Raw genomic sequence first — 16,429 nt, forward strand, 5'->3', positions numbered from 1 at the left:
GGCACCGAGCCGGCTGAGAGCAGCGGCCCGATCGACAGCACCGGGCCGGCCGACAGCAGCGGGCTGGCCGGGCGCGCCGGATTGGCCGACGGTGCCGGGCCGGTGAAGCGGGGTGGCCGAGATGACCGGTGACGGCAGCGGGCTGGACCAGCCGGCGCGGCGCAACGGACACCGGCCCGGACCGCCCGGACCCACGAGCGGGGCGACGACCGGACCGCCCGACCCGGCCGTGGCCGACCGGCCCGGGGACGTCTGGGACCGGCGGGTCGCCGCCGGACTCGCCTTCCTGCGCCGACGCCTCTCCGGGCAGTACGAGGTCGACGAGTTCGGCTTCGACCCCGAGCTGACCGACCAGGTCTTCCACCCGGTGCTGCGCCGGCTCTACCGCGACTGGTTCCGTACCGAGGTCTTCGGTGTGCACCACCTGCCGGTCGACGGTGCCGGGCTGGTCGTCGGCAACCACGCCGGCACAGTCGCGATGGACGCGCTGGTGCTGGCGGCCGTGCTGCACGACCGGCATCCGAAGAACCGCTACCTGCGACTGCTCGGTGCCGACCTGGTCTTCCGGATGCCGGTCGTCTCCGAGCTGGTCCGCAAGACCGGCGGCACGGTGGCCTGCAACTCCGACGCCGAGCGGCTGCTCGGCCGGGGTGAACTGGTCGGCGTCTTCCCCGAGGGTTTCAAGGGTGTCGGCAAGCTCTACGCGGACCGCTACAAGTTGCAGCGGTTCGGTCGGGGCGGTTTCGTCTCCGCCGCGCTGCGCACCGGTACGCCGATCGTCCCGGTGGCGATCGTCGGCGCCGAGGAGACGTATCCGATGCTCGCCGACCTCAAGCCGCTGGCCCGGCTGCTCAAGTTGCCGTACTTCCCGGTGACGCCGACGTTCCCGTGGCTCGGCCCGCTCGGTGCGGTGCCGCTGCCGAGCAAGTGGCTGATCGAGTTCTGCCCGCCGATCCCCACCGCGCACCTGGTTGACTCCGCCGACGATCCGCTCGTCGTCTTCAACCTCGCCGACCAGGTACGCGAGACGATCCAGCAGACCCTGCACCAGTTGCTGGAGAAGCGCCCCGACCCGTTCGGCCCCTGAAACCGCACCCGGCCCGGGCGTCAACGGGCCCGGTCGCGCGGAGGCGTCGGCGGGCCGGTCGCGGAGCGGTCAGCGGGTCAGCCGGCGCCGCAGCGCCAGCCCGGCGGTCACCGCGCCGGCCAGCAGCCCGGCGGCCACGGTCGAGGGTACGGCGATCCGGGCCGCCTTCCGCCCGGTCCGGAAGTCGTGCACCGACCAGCCGTGTTCCCGGGCGTGCCGCAGCAGGGTGCCGTCCGGGTTCACCGCCACCGCCCGCCCGACGGCGGAGAGCATCGGCAGGTCGTTGGCGGAGTCGCTGTAGGCGGCGCAGCGGGTGAGGTCCAGCCCCTCCACCGTGGCGAGCTGGACCACCGCGTCCGCCTTGGCCGGCCCGTGCATCAGGTCGCCGACCAGCCGGCCGGTGTACGCCCCGTCCTCGATCTCGGCGACGGTGCCGATCGCACCGGTCAGGCCGAGCCGGGCGGCGATGATCCGGCCGATCTCCACCGGCGCGGCGGTGACCAGCCACACCCGCTGGCCGGCGTCGAGGTGCTGCTGGGCCAGCGCCCGGGTGCCGGCCCAGATCCGGGGCGCCATCAGCTCGTCGAAGATCTCCTCGGTGAGCCGTTCGACGTCCTCGACCCGCCAGCCGGCGACGAAGGCCAGCGCCGCCTCCTTGACCCGGGACATGCTGCCAGCGTGTTCGACCGCGAGCACCCGGAACCGGAGCTGCTGCCAGGCGAACCGGGCCAGGTCGCCGGTGGTGAGGTAGTTGCGGGCGGCCAGGCCGCGGGCGAACCAGTAGATGGAGGCGCCCTGCATCACCGTGTTGTCCACGTCGAAGAAGGCCGCGGCTGCGGGGTCGGTCCGGGCCGGCGGAGCCGGTGGGGCGTCCGGTCCCGACTCGGCCCAGCCGGCGGTGTGGCCGTGCTCGTCGGTGCTGACCGTCAGCGTCTCGTCGGGGCCGACGGTGACCTTGCGGGCGCGGACCACGCGGGAACCTCCTCGCTGGGCGTACACAGCGAGGGTAGCCGGATCGGTCGAAGCGCACCCGGTGTCCGGCCGCGCCGCTGCCCGTACGGGCCGGTGCGCCGAGGGCGTCGCCGCCGGATGGGAAGGGGTGGGGAGCGGCGCTCAGCCGCCGACCCGGTGCACGGGTTCGCTAGTGGTCCGGTCGCGCATCGCCGGTGGCTGTTCCGGGCTCGCCGTCGGGGCGGGTGCCTTCGGCGCCGAGGTACGGTCCGGGGCGCGTGGCGCCTCCTCCGGGGTACGCCGCTCGCCGTCCTCCTCGGTCGCCGGGGGCGCCGAGTCCGGTGCGGTGCCGGCCGGACCACGGTTGCTCGGGCAGGCCCGGGGCAGCGGTCCGATCGAGTCGGCCCGGCCGGTCGCGCCGGTGCCGCAGGCCAGTGCGGCCCGGAGGTTCGCCGACCGCTGCCGTACGTCGTCGAGCAGGGTCAGCGATTCGTTCGCCCGGCTGCGGGTGGCCCGGGTGGTGTCCTCGAAGAGCCGGGCGATGCCGGGCCGCTGCTCGCGCAGGAAGCTGTCCACGGCGTCGAGCGCCGCCTGGTCCCGGCGCTGCGCCGCCGCGCTGGTCAGCAGCTTGATGCCCTGTCGGGTGTCGGCGTCCATGTCGTCGAGGACGGCGGAGAAGCCGAGGTTCTGGCCACCGACCGCGGCGGCCTCGGCGAGCCGGGTACGGGCGAAGTCGAGGAAGAGCTGTCCTCGGCTCAGGTCGGAGCTGGCCAGGGCGAGCTGGGCGCGTTCGGTGTGCCGCTTCATCCCGTAGAGCGCGTCGCCGGGTACCGCGTTCTCGCTGGCGGCGGCCATCCCGGAGACGGCGATCGCACCGACCGCGACGCCGAGGACGACGGCGCCCCTGGCCCGGGCCCGGGTGCGTGGCCCCCGGAAGGCGGGGTGAGCGGCCCGGCGGGCGGCGGATTGGCCACCGCCGTCGACGATCGCCTCGTCGGTGGCGGTCGCACCGATCCCTTCCCGTTCGGCGGTGGCGACCAGCATGGCGCGCAGGCCGGCCCGGAAGTCCGGATCGACCTCTACGGCGGACGGCACCTCCCGGAGTCGTCGTCCGATGGTCAACGGCTGTGCCAGGTCGTCGTCGACGCGGGACCGGACGTGGTGGCGACGGCCTCCGCCGGCCTCGTCGAGCAGCTGCGCGAAGCGCTCGGCGCGTTGGCGGTAGAAGGTCTTCCAACTCACCGCCGACACCTCCCTTCGCTGGTCGCGATGCTGCGGTCGGCGTCGTCTCGCCGTGGCGGGTACGACGGTGGCTGACCTCAGGACCAGGCCACCGTGCCCGGGACCGGATCCGCTCTTCGACCGACCGGTCGGCGGGCCGTCGGGCCGACCACCGGTCGCACCCGGACAAACGGTCGGTGGGGTCGACCGGTTACGGGCGGGTGGCGGGAAATACTACGAAGAGTGAGCGGCGTCACGATCCGTCCCCGGGACCGGCGGCAGCACCTCACGGCTGGAATCCGTCCGGCAGCAACCTGGCCAGGGCGCGGACCGCGCGGTACTGCAGGGCCTTGATCGCACCTTCGTTCTTACCCATCGCCTGGGCGGTCTCCGCGACCGAGAAACCCTGTAGGAAGCGGAGAACTATGCATTCCTGCTGCTCGGGGTTGAGTTGCTTGACGGCGGTCAGCAACGCGACGTTCGTGATGTGCTCGACCACCGCCGCTTCCGGGCTGCCCTCCGGCCCCCGATCCTCGCGGTCCGCATCCAGAACGTCACCCGTAGTAACTTCCAGGCGGTACCGGCCGGACTTGAAGTGGTCCGCGACCAGGTTCCGGGCGATGGTCACCAGCCAGGCGCCCAGGTCGCGGCCCTGCCAGGTGAAGCTGCCGATCCGCTTCAGCGCCCGCAGGAAGGTGTCCGAGGTGAGGTCCTCGGCGAGTTGCCGGTTGCCGACCCGGAAGTAGACGAACCGGAAGACCGTGTCGACGTACCGGTCGTAGATCAGGCCGAACGCCTCGGGCTCGCCGGCCTGGGCCCGTTCGACAAGTGCCCAGACCTCCCGGGCCGGGTCCGACTCGTCCGGCCGGGACGGATAGCCGGTCGGGGGTGCGCCGCCGCCGGAACCGGTCGTCTTCTCGGTGGCCGGCACCACCGGCAGCAGCGCGGTCTCGCTCTCCGGTAGGTCGGTCCGGCCGGGCGGCGCCGTGGCCCCCGGCTGGGCCGGCATCGCCGGGCGGGCCGGACTGGCCACCCGGCCGCCGACCGGTCGGGCGTTGCCGCCGGGGGTGTTGTGCCGGGGCGGCGTCTCGTTCGGATGTGGACGATTCCGGATCCGCTTCGAGCCCCCGTCGCCACGTACCGCCAGGCTCAACATGTCGTCCATGGAGACGCGGAGCCGGTCCAGGCCCTCGGTGAGAGCTAGGCGGGTGTTCCGTAGCGTGCCGCCGGTCGCTCCGTCGGCGTATCCGTGTGTGCTCACTGGACCTCCCCGGCCGGCCGAGGCCGCGGGACCGGTCGCCGGGACCCGGCCGCGATGGGAGCCGTGGCCGTACCCGCGCCGGGGGCGGGGCGGTCCGGCACGGCGGTTCCGGGGTGCGCCGTACTACGGCACACGCCCCACAGCTGCTGGTGCAGTGCTCTCACAGGCACGGCGGCCTCCTCGGGCTGAGGGGTGTCGACTCACGGCAAAAGGGGTGAGCCGACCCGAGTGATGATAGGGCCAACGTCACCCATGTGCGGCAAGTCCGTTACACAGAGCCAAAGTATTTCCGCCAAGACACCCGAACGAGGCGCACAGCTTGTGCGCTGTCAGATGCCTGACAATGCGCTATGGAGGGCCCTGAGCAGGGAAAACGTGCGGACACGCCAATGCGCGACGGGCCTTGGGCGCGCCGCCGCGAGCATGTTAGAGGCGGATCGGTCGGGTTGGGAGGCTGATATCCGAAACCCGTTACGGTCTGCTGGACCGTACCCTGAGCAGCCACGGAAGTCGAGGGAAGTTCCACGTCGAGGGAAGTTCCACCCGGGACGGCACCGCCGGCTCGGTGGCGGCGGTCCTCAGGGCGCGGGCGGACCGGCTTCTGTGCCACACTCAGCGACCGTGCAGGATGGACCGGACACCCCCGCCGAGCCGGCCGCGGTCACCCTGGCCGACCGGGTACGCCTCGCCGCCACCGCCCGCGCCGACCAGCCGGCGCTGATCTCGGCGGACGGCGCGACGCTGAGCTGGGCCGAACTGGACGGTGCGGTGGACCGGGCCGCAGCCGCGCTGAGCGCCCTCGCCGGGCCTGCCGACGACCATCCGGCCCGGGTCGCGATCGCCCTGCACAACTCGCCCGACTTCGCGGTGGCGTTCTTCGGCACCCAGCGGGCCGGGCTGGTCGCGGTGCCGGTCAACCCGGCGCTGACCGCCCCGGAACTGCGGCACATCCTGGCCGACTCGGCGGCGAGTGTCCTGATCTGCACCGAGCAGGTCCGGTCCGCCGTCGAGGGAATCCGAGCCGACCTGCCGGCACTGACCGAACCGCACACCACACTGCCGAACCCGCCCGGACAGCCGGCGCGCGACCCGGCCGGACCGGCGGATCCGGAGGCGGTCGCGGTGCTGCTCTACACCTCCGGCACCACCGGCGAACCGAAGGGGGCGATGCTGTCGCACCGGGCGCTGCTCGCCAACCACGAGCAGATCGGCCGGATCACCCCGCCGGTGGTCGGGCCGGACGACCGGGTGCTGCTGGCGCTGCCGCTCTTCCACGCGTACGGGCTGAACGCCGGGCTGGGCGCGGTGGCGTACCACGGGGCGTGCGGGGTGCTCGTCGAGCGGTTCGAGCCGGCCGGCGTACTGGAACTCGTCGCCCGGCACCGGGTGAGCGTGCTTGTCGGCGTACCGTCGATGTTCCTCGGCTGGACGATGCTGCCGGAGGCGCCGACGGCGGCCGGGGTGCCCGCCGGCCCGGCGCTGCGCACCGCGATGGACTCGGTGCGGGTGGCGATCTGCGGCGCCGCTCCGCTGGCCGTCGGCGGCGCGACCCGGTTCGCCGAGGCGACCGGCCGGCAGATCCAGGTCGGCTACGGGCTGACCGAGACCGCTCCGGTGCTCACCACCACACTGGCGGGCACGCCGGCCGAGTCGAACTCGATCGGCCGGCCGATCCCCGGTGTCGAACTGCGACTCGTCGCCGCCGACGGCGAGGAGCTGTGGCGGGACGGCTCGGTCGTCGACCCGGCCGGCGGTGCGGACGACGCCGACGAGCCGGACCTGGAGTTCTCCTCGCCCGGCACCGACCCCGGCGAGATCGTGGTCCGGGGCGCCAACCTCTTCTCCGGGTACTGGCCGGACGGGCACGGCGGCCCCGACCCGGACGGCTGGTGGCACACCGGCGACGTGGCGTACGCCGACGCGGCCGGCGACCTCTTCCTGGTGGACCGGCTCGGCGAGCTGATCCTGGTCAACGGCTTCAACGTCTATCCGCAGGAGGTCGAACGGGTGCTCGGCGGGCACCCGGAGGTGGTCGAGTCGGTGGTCGTCGGGGTCCCGCACCCGACGGCCGGCGAGGCGGTGACCGCCTACGTCGTGCGGTCCCCGGAGGGTACGGTCTCCGCCGCCGAGCTGGCCGCACACTGCGCCCGCAACCTGGCCCGGTTCAAGTGCCCGAGCAGGATAGAGTTCGTCGGTTCCCTGCCGCTCTCCGCGATCGGCCGGGTACGCAGATCGGTGATCCGCTCAAGGGGGTCGAGTGACGACGAGTGACGCCCGGCTGACCCTGGTCACCCGGCCCGGCTGCCACCTCTGCGAGGTCGCCCGGGAGGCGGTCGAGCGGGTGGTGGCGGTGACCGGCGACCGGTGGACCGAACTCGACGTCACCGGCGACCTGGAGCTGGAACGGGAGTACGGCGACCGGCTGCCGGTGGTGCTGCTCGACGGCCGCGAACACGGCTACTGGCGGGTCGAGGAGGAACGGCTGCTCCGCGACCTGACCGCCCCCCGGACCTGAGGCCCGGGTAGCGCGTATCGTGCTCGGATGCGTGAGCACCTCGTCTGGGACTGGAACGGCACCCTGCTGGACGACCTGACCCTGGTCGTCGCCGCCACCAACGTGGCCCTGGCCGGTGCCGGCGGGCCGGCGGTGACCGCCGAGGAGCACCGTACGCAGTTCCGCCGGCCGATCGCGGACTACTACGCGGAGGTACTGGGCCGGGCCGTGGACGTCGACGAGTTCACCCGGCTGGACCAGCTCTTCCACGAGGCGTACCGGGTCGGGCTGGCGAGCTGCGCGCTGGCCGCCGACGCCGAGGTCGCGATCCGGTCCTGGCCGGGCACCCAGTCGCTGCTGTCGATGTGGTTCCACGACGAGCTGGTGCCGGCGGTCGACCGGTACGGGCTGACCGCCGTCTTCGGTCGGGTCGACGGGCTGCGCGGCACCGTTGGCGGCGACCGCAAGGCCGCCCACCTGGCCCGGCACCTGGCCGAGGCCGGCATCGACGGCAGCTCGACGGTGCTGATCGGCGACTCCGTCGACGACGCCGAGGCGGCCGACTCGGTGGGTGCCCGGTGTGTCCTCTACACCGGCGGGTTCACCGACGCGGCCCGGCTGCGCGCCGCCGGCTGGCCGGTCGCCGACTCGCTCACCGAGGCCGTCACCCTTGCCGCCAAACTGGATTGATCGTGACCATCGCGGGGGTCGGCTCGGCCGCTGCCGGACGGTCCGGGCTCCGCAGCGCCTGGTACCCGTGGCGAAACCTGATCAGCGGTTGCGCTGGCCGACCGCCGTGTACCTCGGCCCGGCGCACCCGTGCCGCCATCACGACATGGTCGCCGATCGGTTGTTCGGTCTCCGGGGCGCAGATGAACCAGGCGAGGCTGTCGACCAGGACCGGGCACTGGTCGATGGTGACGGTCTCCTGGCCGTGGAACCTCCGCGGCCCGACGGCGGTGGCGAACTGGTCCGCCACCGAGGCGCCCGTTTCGGGCAGTACGTTCACCGCGAACACCCCGCGTGAGCGCAGCACTGCGAGAGTACGGGAGGTGTGCTGGAACGAGAGCAACAGCCGGGGTGGGTCGAGGGTGAGAGTGCACAGCGCGCTGACCGTCATCCCCACCGGACCGTCCGGCCCGTGGGCGGTCACCACCGACACGGCGGAGACCAGGTGGGCGAACGCACCGCGTACCCGTTCCGGAGTTGGCTCACCATTCATGATGTCGTCCTTCGTCGTCTGTGATCGGGAGTGGGGCGATTCCTCAGGCTCGTGCGAGGACCGTCTGCTCCATGAGGGCGCGGACGCAGCTGGCTTGCCGGCGGTGCAGTTCGGCATGGTCGGCGTCCTGGTACCCGGCTGCGCGGTTGTAGTCGGCCATCGCCTGTTGCCAGGATCCGAGTGACTGGTGCAGATAGCCGCGGTTGAGGTAGGCGGCGCCGTCCGGACGGGTCGCCACGCACCGGTCGGCGTCGCGGAGGGCGCTGTTCAGGTCTCCCTTGGCGAACCACGCACTGCTGCGGTTCTTCAGCGCGGCCGTGTGTCCCGGGTTCGTCTCCACCGCCGCCGTGAAATCTGCCAGGGCGGCGTCCAGATCACCCGTCGAGAGCCGCACGAGTCCGCGTACACAGAGCAGGTCCGCGTGCCGGGGGTCGATGCGCAGCCCCACCTCGGCGTCCTCGCCCGCCTCGGCCAGCCGCCCGGCCCGATAGTGCAACGTCGCCCGTTTCAACCTGGCGGAGAGGTGTCCCGGATTCAGCTCCAGGGTGTGACCGTACTCGTCCAGCGCATGGTCGTCGTCATCGAGCGCCGCGTGGGCCAGTGCGGCGTTGAGATGCATTTCCGGGCGCGGCGGGCCGGCCTGGAGAGCCAGCCGGTAGTCGGTCAGCGCGGCCTGGTGGTCACCGAGAGCATGATGGCTGGTGCCCCGCTTGAAGTGCAGTTCGGCGCAGAACGGCTCCAGTGCGATCGCCTCGCTGTAGGAGGTGACCGCGGAGTCGAACCTCTTCAGCGCCGCGTACACCCGGGCCCGGTTCTGGAGGAATATCGGGCTCTCCGTCTGGTGCCGGGCGGGGCACAGCCGGCGGATGTCCGCAAGCCCTTCCTCCAGCAGGCGCAGCGCGTCGTCCGGCCGCTTGTCGCGGACGGCCAACAACGCCCGGAAGTTCTTCTCCAGGAAGATGCGGTTGCCGATCTCGCGGGGACTCTGCGGGAGGCGGTCGATGTGCTTGATGGCCAGATCCGCGTACTCCGCCGCCGCGGAGAAGTCCCGGTGCGGCGCGGCGCGGAATCGGGCCCGCATGATCGCCCGAGCATAGTTGCAGGTCGTCTGCACGACGGGGTCATCACCGGCGGACGACCGGGTGGCGCAGAACTCCTCGGCGTCGTCGAGGCGGCCGAGCAGCAGAAGAGCGTTGACGGTGATCGCCGTCAGGGTGCGGGCAGGGCTATTGCGTGTTTGGTCGAGTGGCCGTTGAACTGGGGATTCCCGGGGTGGGCGGACCCTTGCGGGGTTGAGGAAGGCGGGTGAGGCCTGTAGGTGATCATGGAGTTCTCGACGCTCCCGGACACCTTGAGGACCTCACCCGCGATGTCAGCATGCCCGATTCAGGTACTGTCCGCAGTTCGCACCCCCACCGACTCGCCACCGCGCCTTGTCACCGAGGGTGAAGAAGCTGGGCTCCAGCACTCGTTGGCCACCATCGCGGACCCCCGGTCCCCGCGTGGGGCGCGTTACCCGCTCGTCGGGCTACTGACCGTCGCGGTGTGCGCCGTGACCGCCGGCGCATCATCGTTCGCGGCCATCGCGGACTGGCTGCACGACCTCGATGACCTCGCCAGGGCCCGGCTCGGGTTCATCCGCGCCGTCCCGGCCGCGACCACGATCTGGCGGCTGCTGACCAGGTTGGACGCTGACCTGCTGGCCACCGTGCTCGCCGACTGGCTGCGTACCCGCGTCCCGCCTCCGGTCACGCCCCGACCTCGGCGGTACCGGATCGTCATCGCCATCGACGGCAAGACCATGCGCGGCGCCCGCCGCGCCGATGGCAGCCGGGTCCACCTGCTGTCCGCGCTGGACACCAGCACCGGCATCGTGCTCGCTCAGGTCACCGTGGCCGCGAAAAGCAACGAAATCCCCGCGTTCACCCCACTGCTGGACGCGGTCGAACAGGTTCTGGGTAGCCTGGACGGCCTCATCTTCGTGGCCGACGCCCTCCATACACAGACCAGCCACGCGACCGAGGTCGCCGCTCGCGGCGCCGACCTGCTCATCCCGGTCAAAGGTAACCAGCCGACCGTGTTTGCCCAGCTCAAGGCCTTGCCCTGGGCCCAGGTCCCGGTGGGTGACCGACGCCGCGAAACCGGTCACGGCCGGCGGGAGACCCGCACGGTCAAGGCGCTCACCGTAGCCACCCCCGGCGGTCTGCTGTTCCCTCACGCCGAGCAGGCCGTCCGGATCACCCGCACCCGCACCCTCAAGGGCAAGACCACCAGGGAAACCGCCTACTACACCATCTCCCTCCCCGCCGAGCACGCCCAACCCGCGGACCTGCAGTCCTGGGCCCGAAACGAGTGGCTGATCGAGAATCAGGTCCATCATGTCCGCGACGTCACGTTCCGTGAAGACCTCCACCAAGCCAGAACCGGCACCGGCCCCGCAATCATGGCGACGCTACGTAACACCGCGGCCAGTTACCACCGCACCAACGGCGATACCAACATCGCCCGCGCCACCAGACGCGCCGACCGTCGCCCGCACGACCTCATCACTGCAATGACCAGCAGCTACCCCAGAACGCAATGACCCTGAGGGTGCGGGACGTGCCGACGTCCTCCGGCTCGGCATGCCGGTCCGCGACGCGCGCGGTGTGCAGCGCTGCCTCGTAGAAGCCCACCGCCAGGTAGTGCTCGGCCGCGCCGGTGAAGGTACGGACGACCAGTTCTCCCGGTGCGGTGCTGCGTTCCAGATGGTGTACAGCGGTTGAAAGTCTGGGGTCTGTTTCGGTCATGGCGGTTCTGGTTCGAGGCTGAGTCCGGTCTGGGCGAGGAAGCCGGGGATCAGGTCGGGTCGGTACTGGATGCGTTTGAGTCGGTTGCGGATGATCGCGGCGAGGTGGTTTACGTCGTCGACGGCGAGGTTGCCGAGGCTGGGCTTCATCGTTGACCACAGGCCCTCGACGGGGTTGAGGTCAGGTGCGTACGCGGGTAGCTGGACCACGGTCAGCCACCGGTGGCGGGCGGCGATGAGTTGACGCGTCGCGGTGCTGGTGTGGGTGTTGACTCCGTCCCAGATCAGGATGATCGGGGCGTGGAGCCGGTGGTGCGCGGCGGTGACCAGGGTGGCGTAGTCGTCCTCGGACAGGCTGCGGCGCTCGCCCCTACGGTTGCGGTGAACGCGCAGGCGGTAGAAGACGTGGCCGCGTTGGCCGGGCTTGTAGGCGATCAGCCCGGCGATCGAGACCCGGCCCGAGCCCTTGCCCGACACCCGCACGACGGGAGTGTGGCCCTTGCGGGCCCAGGTCCGGGACTTGGGCGGGCGGAGGGTCTGTCCGGCCTCGTCTTCGAAGACGATCCACGCTCCGGTCGCCGCCGCTAGCCTCGTACCTTGGCCCAGGTGGTGGCCCGCCAGGCGGCGATCGCGTCCTCATCACGCTGCACGGCCCGGTGTTTGGGTACCTGAGGGGTGTAGCCCATGCGGTGTAGCAGGTAGGACATGCCGCGCAGGGTGTAGGAGACGTGGAACAGTCGGCCGATCAGGGTGGCGACCCGGGCCAGGGTCCACCGTTGGTCCTCGGTCCAGCCGTGTGCGGCCGGTCCGAGGTCCAACTCGGCCCGTAGCCGCAGTAGCTGGTCAGGTGAGAGTCGGGAGACGTTCCCACCCGGGCCGGTCGAGGCCAGGGCGGTCATCCCACCCGCACGCCAGCGGCGCCGCCACTGGTAGACCGACTTCGTCGACACTCGCAACCTGGCCGCGACCTGGGTCGCTGGCACATCGACGGCGAACATCCTCGCGGCCTGCATCCGTACCTGTTCCCGCTTGGCCCGTCCGGCTGCGGACAGACCACCACTATCGGCGTACCTCACACCCCAGGTATAGATCGACGCCGGCCATACGTCCATAGTGGTTGATCACACCCCGGCCATCCAAAGCAGACCCCAACCATTCAACCGCTGTAGCACCCGGTTGATCTGCCGGTTCCCGGCTCGGGAAAGTCGGTGGCGGACCTGCTCTCCGGAGGACGCGTCGATGGGGGCGGTGCCGTTCCAGGAGGCGAAGTGGGCCCGGTCCGGGAATCGGGTGATGTCACTGACCTCGACCAGTAGCCGGGCCGCCCCGGACGGTCCGATGCCGTGCAGGTCCATCAACGTGGTCCCGGTGGAGGCCACAAGCTCTTTCAGTTCCTTGTCGGCTTCCTTGGAGCGCCGGTAGACCCGTTCGAGGTCACCGATAAGCTCCGCGGCGACCCGCCGTCGGGCCTTGCCGACCGTGTCTCGGGGCCGGACCGTGGCCAGCAACGCTTTGGCTTGGGCGGCGGACAGGCTCTTCTTCGCCCCACCCGGAATCAGTTCCAGTAACAGTTGGTGCAGCTGGGACACCATCCGGGTGTGGTCCTCGCCCAAAGAGCGGCGCCGGTCGACCAGGATCCGCAGCAGGGCAAGCTGCTCGTCGTTGACCACCGGCCGCAGGCCGGCCATGCGGGTGCCGACAAGCGCGATGGAGTGCGCGTCGGTGGCGTCGGTCTTGCGACCCTGGCCGGTGGCGAACACCCGCGCCCTGGCCGACAACTTCGGCGGCACGTCGACGACCTGCTCACCGTCGGCCAACAACCGGTTGGCGATGTGCCGTCCGATGCCCTGACAGCCCTCGATCGCCCAGACCCGGCTCGCCCACTGGCTGGCGTACTTCCTCATCGCCGCGTAGCCAGCTCGGTCGGTGTCGAACCGGCCGCCGCCGACGACGGTCTCGTCGCAGGCCATGACCTCGATCGTGGCAGAGCGCTTGTGCGGGTCCATCCCGATGACCACACGATCCGACGTGACCTTCAACGCGTCCTCCGATGCTCGATCCACCTGGTTGTCGAGCCGGGAGGGCAACGCTACTTCGAGCCGAGCAAACCCCTCTTGAGCCTCTCCCCGCCCTGGGGCGACACCCGGGCCGCGCAGGCCAGATGAGAGCCACACGACCAGCGTGGACAGCCGAATTGAGAGCGACGGCCCGGGCGCCTAGACCGAAGCCTGGCCGGGCCACGGTCACAGGTCAATGAAACAAGTAGCCGAATACAGTGCGCGCGATCTTGCCGCGATCAACGTCTGCAGCAGGCGGCCAGGCAGCGGCGAGATCGCTGGCATGGAGTCGCATCGGACGGTCGATGCCAGGGCGGTACTCTCTGGTGTTGTGGCCGACTCGCCCCCGCCGGCATGGGTTGATGACCTCTTCCCGTTTCCTACCCCGCGCGCGTTCTGCACGCTGGTGGACATCGCCTGGCAGGCCGCCTGTACTTCCTTTAAAGAGTCGGGAACCTATGCCTACGGCCTGCTGGAGACCCACTACGACTTCATGTTCGACCTGGCCATGATTCCTCGCCCGCCCAATGGCTGGGAGTGTGACCCGGAATTTGACGTTGAGACCCGAAAGCCGTCATTACCGTTGTTCGCCACGCCGGAGTTCGTGTCCTTCGGCGCGCTGGGCGACGGCGGGCATATCGGGTGGCTGGTGCCCGCGCCGGAACTCGGGCGGCGAGACCATCCGGTTGCCCTGGCCAGCGGTCATGACTTCGGCGTCACCTTCATCGGTGCGGACACCCGTGCCGGTCTGGAATTCATGCTGTCACGCGCGTTGCGGTGGTTCCGCGAGGACCCGGAGCCGGCGTTGGCCGACTCGCGTGCCCAGGATCGGCAACTCATCGACCGGCTGGCCGCCGAACTCGGTGTACACCCGGACCCGGATCGAAAGTATGCGGGATCATCGTGGAAATACGGATGGGTAGTCGAACGGGACAGAAAGTTTCAACTCGAGTTCGACGTGCCTGAGGGGTGGCGGCACGATATCGGCGAGGACGGCATCGGGGTGCTCGCCCCAGCCGCCGCATACGCCGACTGGTCGCCGGTGGTCGCGGACGTCCGTTTGCGGAATGAGCCGCTGCAGCCAGTGCTGTCCGCCGCCGCACGCGCGCTTGATGCCGGACATCCTGCGACTGCGTTACTCGGGCTCAAGGATACGTTCGTCAACGCGCCGAGTTGCTACTTTGGTGACCTCAAGCCACTCTGGGCGCGAGCGTACCAAGATCTCGGCCGGCCCGAATTCGCGGAACGCCTCGACCTCATGACAGGCACCTACCACCCCTGATTCACTCGTCCCGACGGCTGCGGATCGTAGCAGGTCGAACAAGAGTTGTCGGCGATCGCCTCGTAGGAACAGCCGAACCGCAGCCCTTGAATCAGCTTGTCGAACACGATCCGGTCATCGACCCACCGCCGGTGAAAGCTAACCGGCGGCTCGGCCAGATACAGCGGTTGAATGGTTGGGGTCTGCTTTGGATGGCCGGGGTGTGATCAACCACTATGGACGTATGGCCGGCGTCGATCTATACCTGGGGTGTGAGGTACGCCGATAGTGGTGGTCTGTCCGCAGCCGGACGGGCCAAGCGGGAACAGGTACGGATGCAGGCCGCGAGGATGTTCGCCGTCGATGTGCCAGCGACCCAGGTCGCGGCCAGGTTGCGGGTGTCGACGAAGTCGGTCTACCAGTGGCGGCGCCGCTGGCGTGCGGGTGGGATGACCGCCCTGGCCTCGACCGGCCCGGGTGGGAACGTCTCCCGACTCTCACCTGACCAGCTACTGCGGCTACGGGCCGAGTTGGACCTCGGACCGGCCGCACACGGCTGGACCGAGGACCAACGGTGGACCCTGGCCCGGGTCGCCACCCTGATCGGCCGACTGTTCCACGTCTCCTACACCCTGCGCGGCATGTCCTACCTGCTACACCGCATGGGCTACACCCCTCAGGTACCCAAACACCGGGCCGTGCAGCGTGATGAGGACGCGATCGCCGCCTGGCGGGCCACCACCTGGGCCAAGGTACGAGGCTAGCGGCGGCGACCGGAGCGTGGATCGAACCGCCACCACGTCCGGCGGTCGGTGGCGGGCTGGGAGCTTGTCCGGGCAGGGCGGCGCGCCCGGTGTGAGTGGCTCGGACCAGGGGCTCGGCCAGGAGCATCCGTACCTGCGCGTTCCCGCGCCTGATCGGACACCTCAACTGGTCGTTCGACCTGTTCGACGTATTGCCGGCCGCCCTCGGCGGTGCGATTATCGATCGCCTGATCTCGCTACGGGGGCGATGCGGCATGCTGGACGCACTTGGACTATCTACAAGGGACGAAGCGGTGTACACCGCGATGCTGGCGCATCCGCAGCTGGGCATCGCCAGACTCGCCGAACACCTGTCGACCACCGACGACGATGTCCGGGCCGCGCTGGAGAATCTGGCCGATCTGGCTCTGGTCCGTACCGACCCGGCAGGTGGGCTCCGGGCGGCCCGGCCGCAGGCCGGACTCCTCCCGCTGCTGATGAGGGCGGAGGCGGAGATCGTCGCGCGGCAGCACCAGATCGCGGCGACCAGGGACGCCATCACGTCGATCGCGACGACCTACCAGGCGGCTGACGCGCAGGAGGCCGTCAACCGCCTCGACGGCATCGAAGCCGTACGGGAGCGGTTGGCCGAGCTCGCCGGATCCGTGCGGTTCGAATGCGTGTCCTTCAGCCCGGGCGGCGCACAGTCGGACGCGACGATCTCGGCCGAGGCGCCGCTGAACCAGCAGGCGCTCGAACGCGGGGTGACCATTCGCAACCTGTACCTGGAGAGTTTCCGCAACGACTCGGCCACGCTCGCCCACGCCCGGGCGATGGCCGCGATCGGCAGCCAGAGCCGGACCGTTCCCGCGCTACCCATGCGGATGGTGATCGTCGATCGGCGGCTCGCTCTCGTGCCGTCCGATCCGGACGACCCCTCGGCCGGGGCCCTGGAGATCGAGACACCCGCGCTCGTCCTCGCGCTGTACTCGCTGTTCGAGCAGATGTGGCATACCGCCACACCGTTCGGCGATGCTCCGGTCCCCGACCTCGACGGCATCACCGGGCAGGAACGCGAGTTGCTGCGGCTGTTGGGCGCGGGCCAGACCGACGAGGCCGTGGCGCGGACCCTGGCCCTCTCGGTGCGGAGCGTGCAGCGGATGATGGCATCCATCACGGACCGGCTGGAAGCGTCGAGTCGCTTCCAGGCCGGTGTCGAGTCCTGCCGGCGCGGTTGGGTCTGACCCCGATCCCGACTACGGTGCGGGCGTGCGCGGTCACGGTCTCGGTCGGCAGTCGCGACCGCCCGGCGCGCTGCGACTTCTGGCGACAGCCCGGGTCGAC

Annotated in this window: 16 protein-coding genes and 1 pseudogene; 8 read left to right on the forward strand and 9 right to left on the reverse strand. The window is 70.6% G+C overall.

Going from position 1 to position 16,429, the window contains the following annotated elements; translation table 11 throughout:
* Window positions 1–121 precede the first annotated feature (121 nt).
* A complete protein-coding gene (locus tag O7626_RS38005) occupies window positions 122–1,087 on the forward strand; it encodes a lysophospholipid acyltransferase family protein (RefSeq protein WP_278065763.1) in 966 nt (321 codons plus the stop codon).
* Between the two features lie 69 nt (window positions 1,088–1,156).
* On the opposite strand, the gene O7626_RS38010 is transcribed toward O7626_RS38005, so the two are convergent.
* From O7626_RS38010 to O7626_RS38020, 3 genes and pseudogenes are all read right to left on the reverse strand, one after another.
* Complete coding sequence (locus O7626_RS38010) at window positions 1,157–2,059, reverse strand: HAD-IB family hydrolase (RefSeq protein ID WP_278065764.1); 903 nt, start codon at window positions 2,057–2,059, stop codon at window positions 1,157–1,159.
* A 339-nt stretch (window positions 2,060–2,398) separates the two neighbouring features.
* Window positions 2,399–3,280 (reverse strand): annotated as a pseudogene (locus tag O7626_RS38015) (DUF5667 domain-containing protein); the annotation flags it as partial.
* A gap of 265 nt (window positions 3,281–3,545) precedes the next feature.
* Window positions 3,546–4,415, reverse strand: a complete 870-nt coding sequence (locus O7626_RS38020) for an ECF subfamily RNA polymerase sigma factor, BldN family (RefSeq protein ID WP_278066504.1) — start codon at window positions 4,413–4,415, stop codon at window positions 3,546–3,548.
* A gap of 726 nt (window positions 4,416–5,141) precedes the next feature.
* Here O7626_RS38020 and O7626_RS38025 point away from each other — a divergent pair.
* The 3 genes from O7626_RS38025 to O7626_RS38035 are packed head-to-tail and all read left to right on the forward strand — an operon-like array spanning window position 5,142 to window position 7,704.
* Window positions 5,142–6,791, forward strand: coding sequence for an AMP-binding protein (locus O7626_RS38025; protein WP_278065765.1), 1,650 nt, complete (start codon window positions 5,142–5,144; stop codon window positions 6,789–6,791).
* Window positions 6,778–7,035 carry a glutaredoxin family protein gene (locus tag O7626_RS38030; protein WP_278065766.1) on the forward strand — a complete coding sequence of 86 codons (258 nt, stop codon included), beginning with the start codon at window positions 6,778–6,780 and terminating at the stop codon, window positions 7,033–7,035. Before O7626_RS38025 ends, O7626_RS38030 begins: the two co-directional genes overlap by 14 nt.
* A gap of 27 nt (window positions 7,036–7,062) precedes the next feature.
* Window positions 7,063–7,704 (forward strand): HAD hydrolase-like protein, encoded by a 642-nt coding sequence (locus tag O7626_RS38035; protein ID WP_278065767.1) that lies wholly within the window; start codon window positions 7,063–7,065, stop codon window positions 7,702–7,704.
* On the opposite strand, the gene O7626_RS38040 is transcribed toward O7626_RS38035, so the two are convergent.
* Together O7626_RS38040 and O7626_RS38045 are read right to left on the reverse strand one after the other, a co-directional pair.
* Window positions 7,679–8,236, reverse strand: a complete 558-nt coding sequence (locus O7626_RS38040) for a flavin reductase family protein (RefSeq protein WP_278065768.1) — start codon at window positions 8,234–8,236, stop codon at window positions 7,679–7,681. The genes O7626_RS38035 and O7626_RS38040 overlap by 26 nt on opposite strands.
* Window positions 8,237–8,279: 43 nt before the next feature.
* Window positions 8,280–9,317 carry a tetratricopeptide repeat protein gene (locus O7626_RS38045; protein ID WP_278065769.1) on the reverse strand — a complete coding sequence of 346 codons (1,038 nt, stop codon included), beginning with the start codon at window positions 9,315–9,317 and terminating at the stop codon, window positions 8,280–8,282.
* 390 nt (window positions 9,318–9,707) lie between these two features.
* Between O7626_RS38045 and O7626_RS38050 the strand changes: the two genes are divergently transcribed.
* A complete protein-coding gene (locus O7626_RS38050) occupies window positions 9,708–10,820 on the forward strand; it encodes an ISAs1 family transposase (RefSeq protein WP_278060713.1) in 1,113 nt (370 codons plus the stop codon).
* Here the strand turns inward: O7626_RS38050 and O7626_RS38055 are convergent.
* The 4 genes from O7626_RS38055 to O7626_RS38070 are packed head-to-tail and all read right to left on the reverse strand — an operon-like array spanning window position 10,783 to window position 13,030.
* A complete protein-coding gene (locus O7626_RS38055) occupies window positions 10,783–11,025 on the reverse strand; it encodes a hypothetical protein (protein WP_278065770.1) in 243 nt (80 codons plus the stop codon). The genes O7626_RS38050 and O7626_RS38055 overlap by 38 nt on opposite strands.
* A complete protein-coding gene (locus O7626_RS38060; RefSeq protein ID WP_347404883.1) occupies window positions 11,022–11,645 on the reverse strand; it encodes a transposase in 624 nt (207 codons plus the stop codon). The genes O7626_RS38055 and O7626_RS38060 overlap by 4 nt, the downstream gene beginning before the upstream one ends.
* Window positions 11,609–12,100, reverse strand: a complete 492-nt coding sequence (locus O7626_RS38065) for a winged helix-turn-helix domain-containing protein (RefSeq protein ID WP_278065771.1) — start codon at window positions 12,098–12,100, stop codon at window positions 11,609–11,611. The genes O7626_RS38060 and O7626_RS38065 overlap by 37 nt, the downstream gene beginning before the upstream one ends.
* Before the next feature lie 45 nt (window positions 12,101–12,145).
* The gene (locus O7626_RS38070; protein WP_278065772.1) at window positions 12,146–13,030 is read right to left on the reverse strand and encodes an IS110 family transposase; all 885 of its coding nucleotides are present in this window, start codon (window positions 13,028–13,030) and stop codon (window positions 12,146–12,148) included.
* 247 nt (window positions 13,031–13,277) lie between these two features.
* Between O7626_RS38070 and O7626_RS38075 the strand changes: the two genes are divergently transcribed.
* The 3 genes from O7626_RS38075 to O7626_RS38085 all read left to right on the forward strand — a co-directional run bounded on the left by O7626_RS38075 (window position 13,278) and on the right by O7626_RS38085 (window position 16,329).
* On the forward strand, window positions 13,278–14,363 hold the full coding sequence (locus O7626_RS38075; RefSeq protein ID WP_278065773.1) for a hypothetical protein: 1,086 nt from the start codon (window positions 13,278–13,280) through the stop codon (window positions 14,361–14,363).
* A 251-nt stretch (window positions 14,364–14,614) separates the two neighbouring features.
* Window positions 14,615–15,106 carry a winged helix-turn-helix domain-containing protein gene (locus O7626_RS38080; RefSeq protein WP_278065771.1) on the forward strand — a complete coding sequence of 164 codons (492 nt, stop codon included), beginning with the start codon at window positions 14,615–14,617 and terminating at the stop codon, window positions 15,104–15,106.
* Between the two features lie 254 nt (window positions 15,107–15,360).
* The gene (locus O7626_RS38085; RefSeq protein ID WP_347404884.1) at window positions 15,361–16,329 is read left to right on the forward strand and encodes a helix-turn-helix transcriptional regulator; all 969 of its coding nucleotides are present in this window, start codon (window positions 15,361–15,363) and stop codon (window positions 16,327–16,329) included.
* The last annotated feature ends 100 nt before the right edge of the window (window positions 16,330–16,429 follow it).

The organism is Micromonospora sp. WMMD1102 (assembly GCF_029626265.1).
In the GTDB taxonomy this organism is placed as follows: domain Bacteria; phylum Actinomycetota; class Actinomycetes; order Mycobacteriales; family Micromonosporaceae; genus Plantactinospora.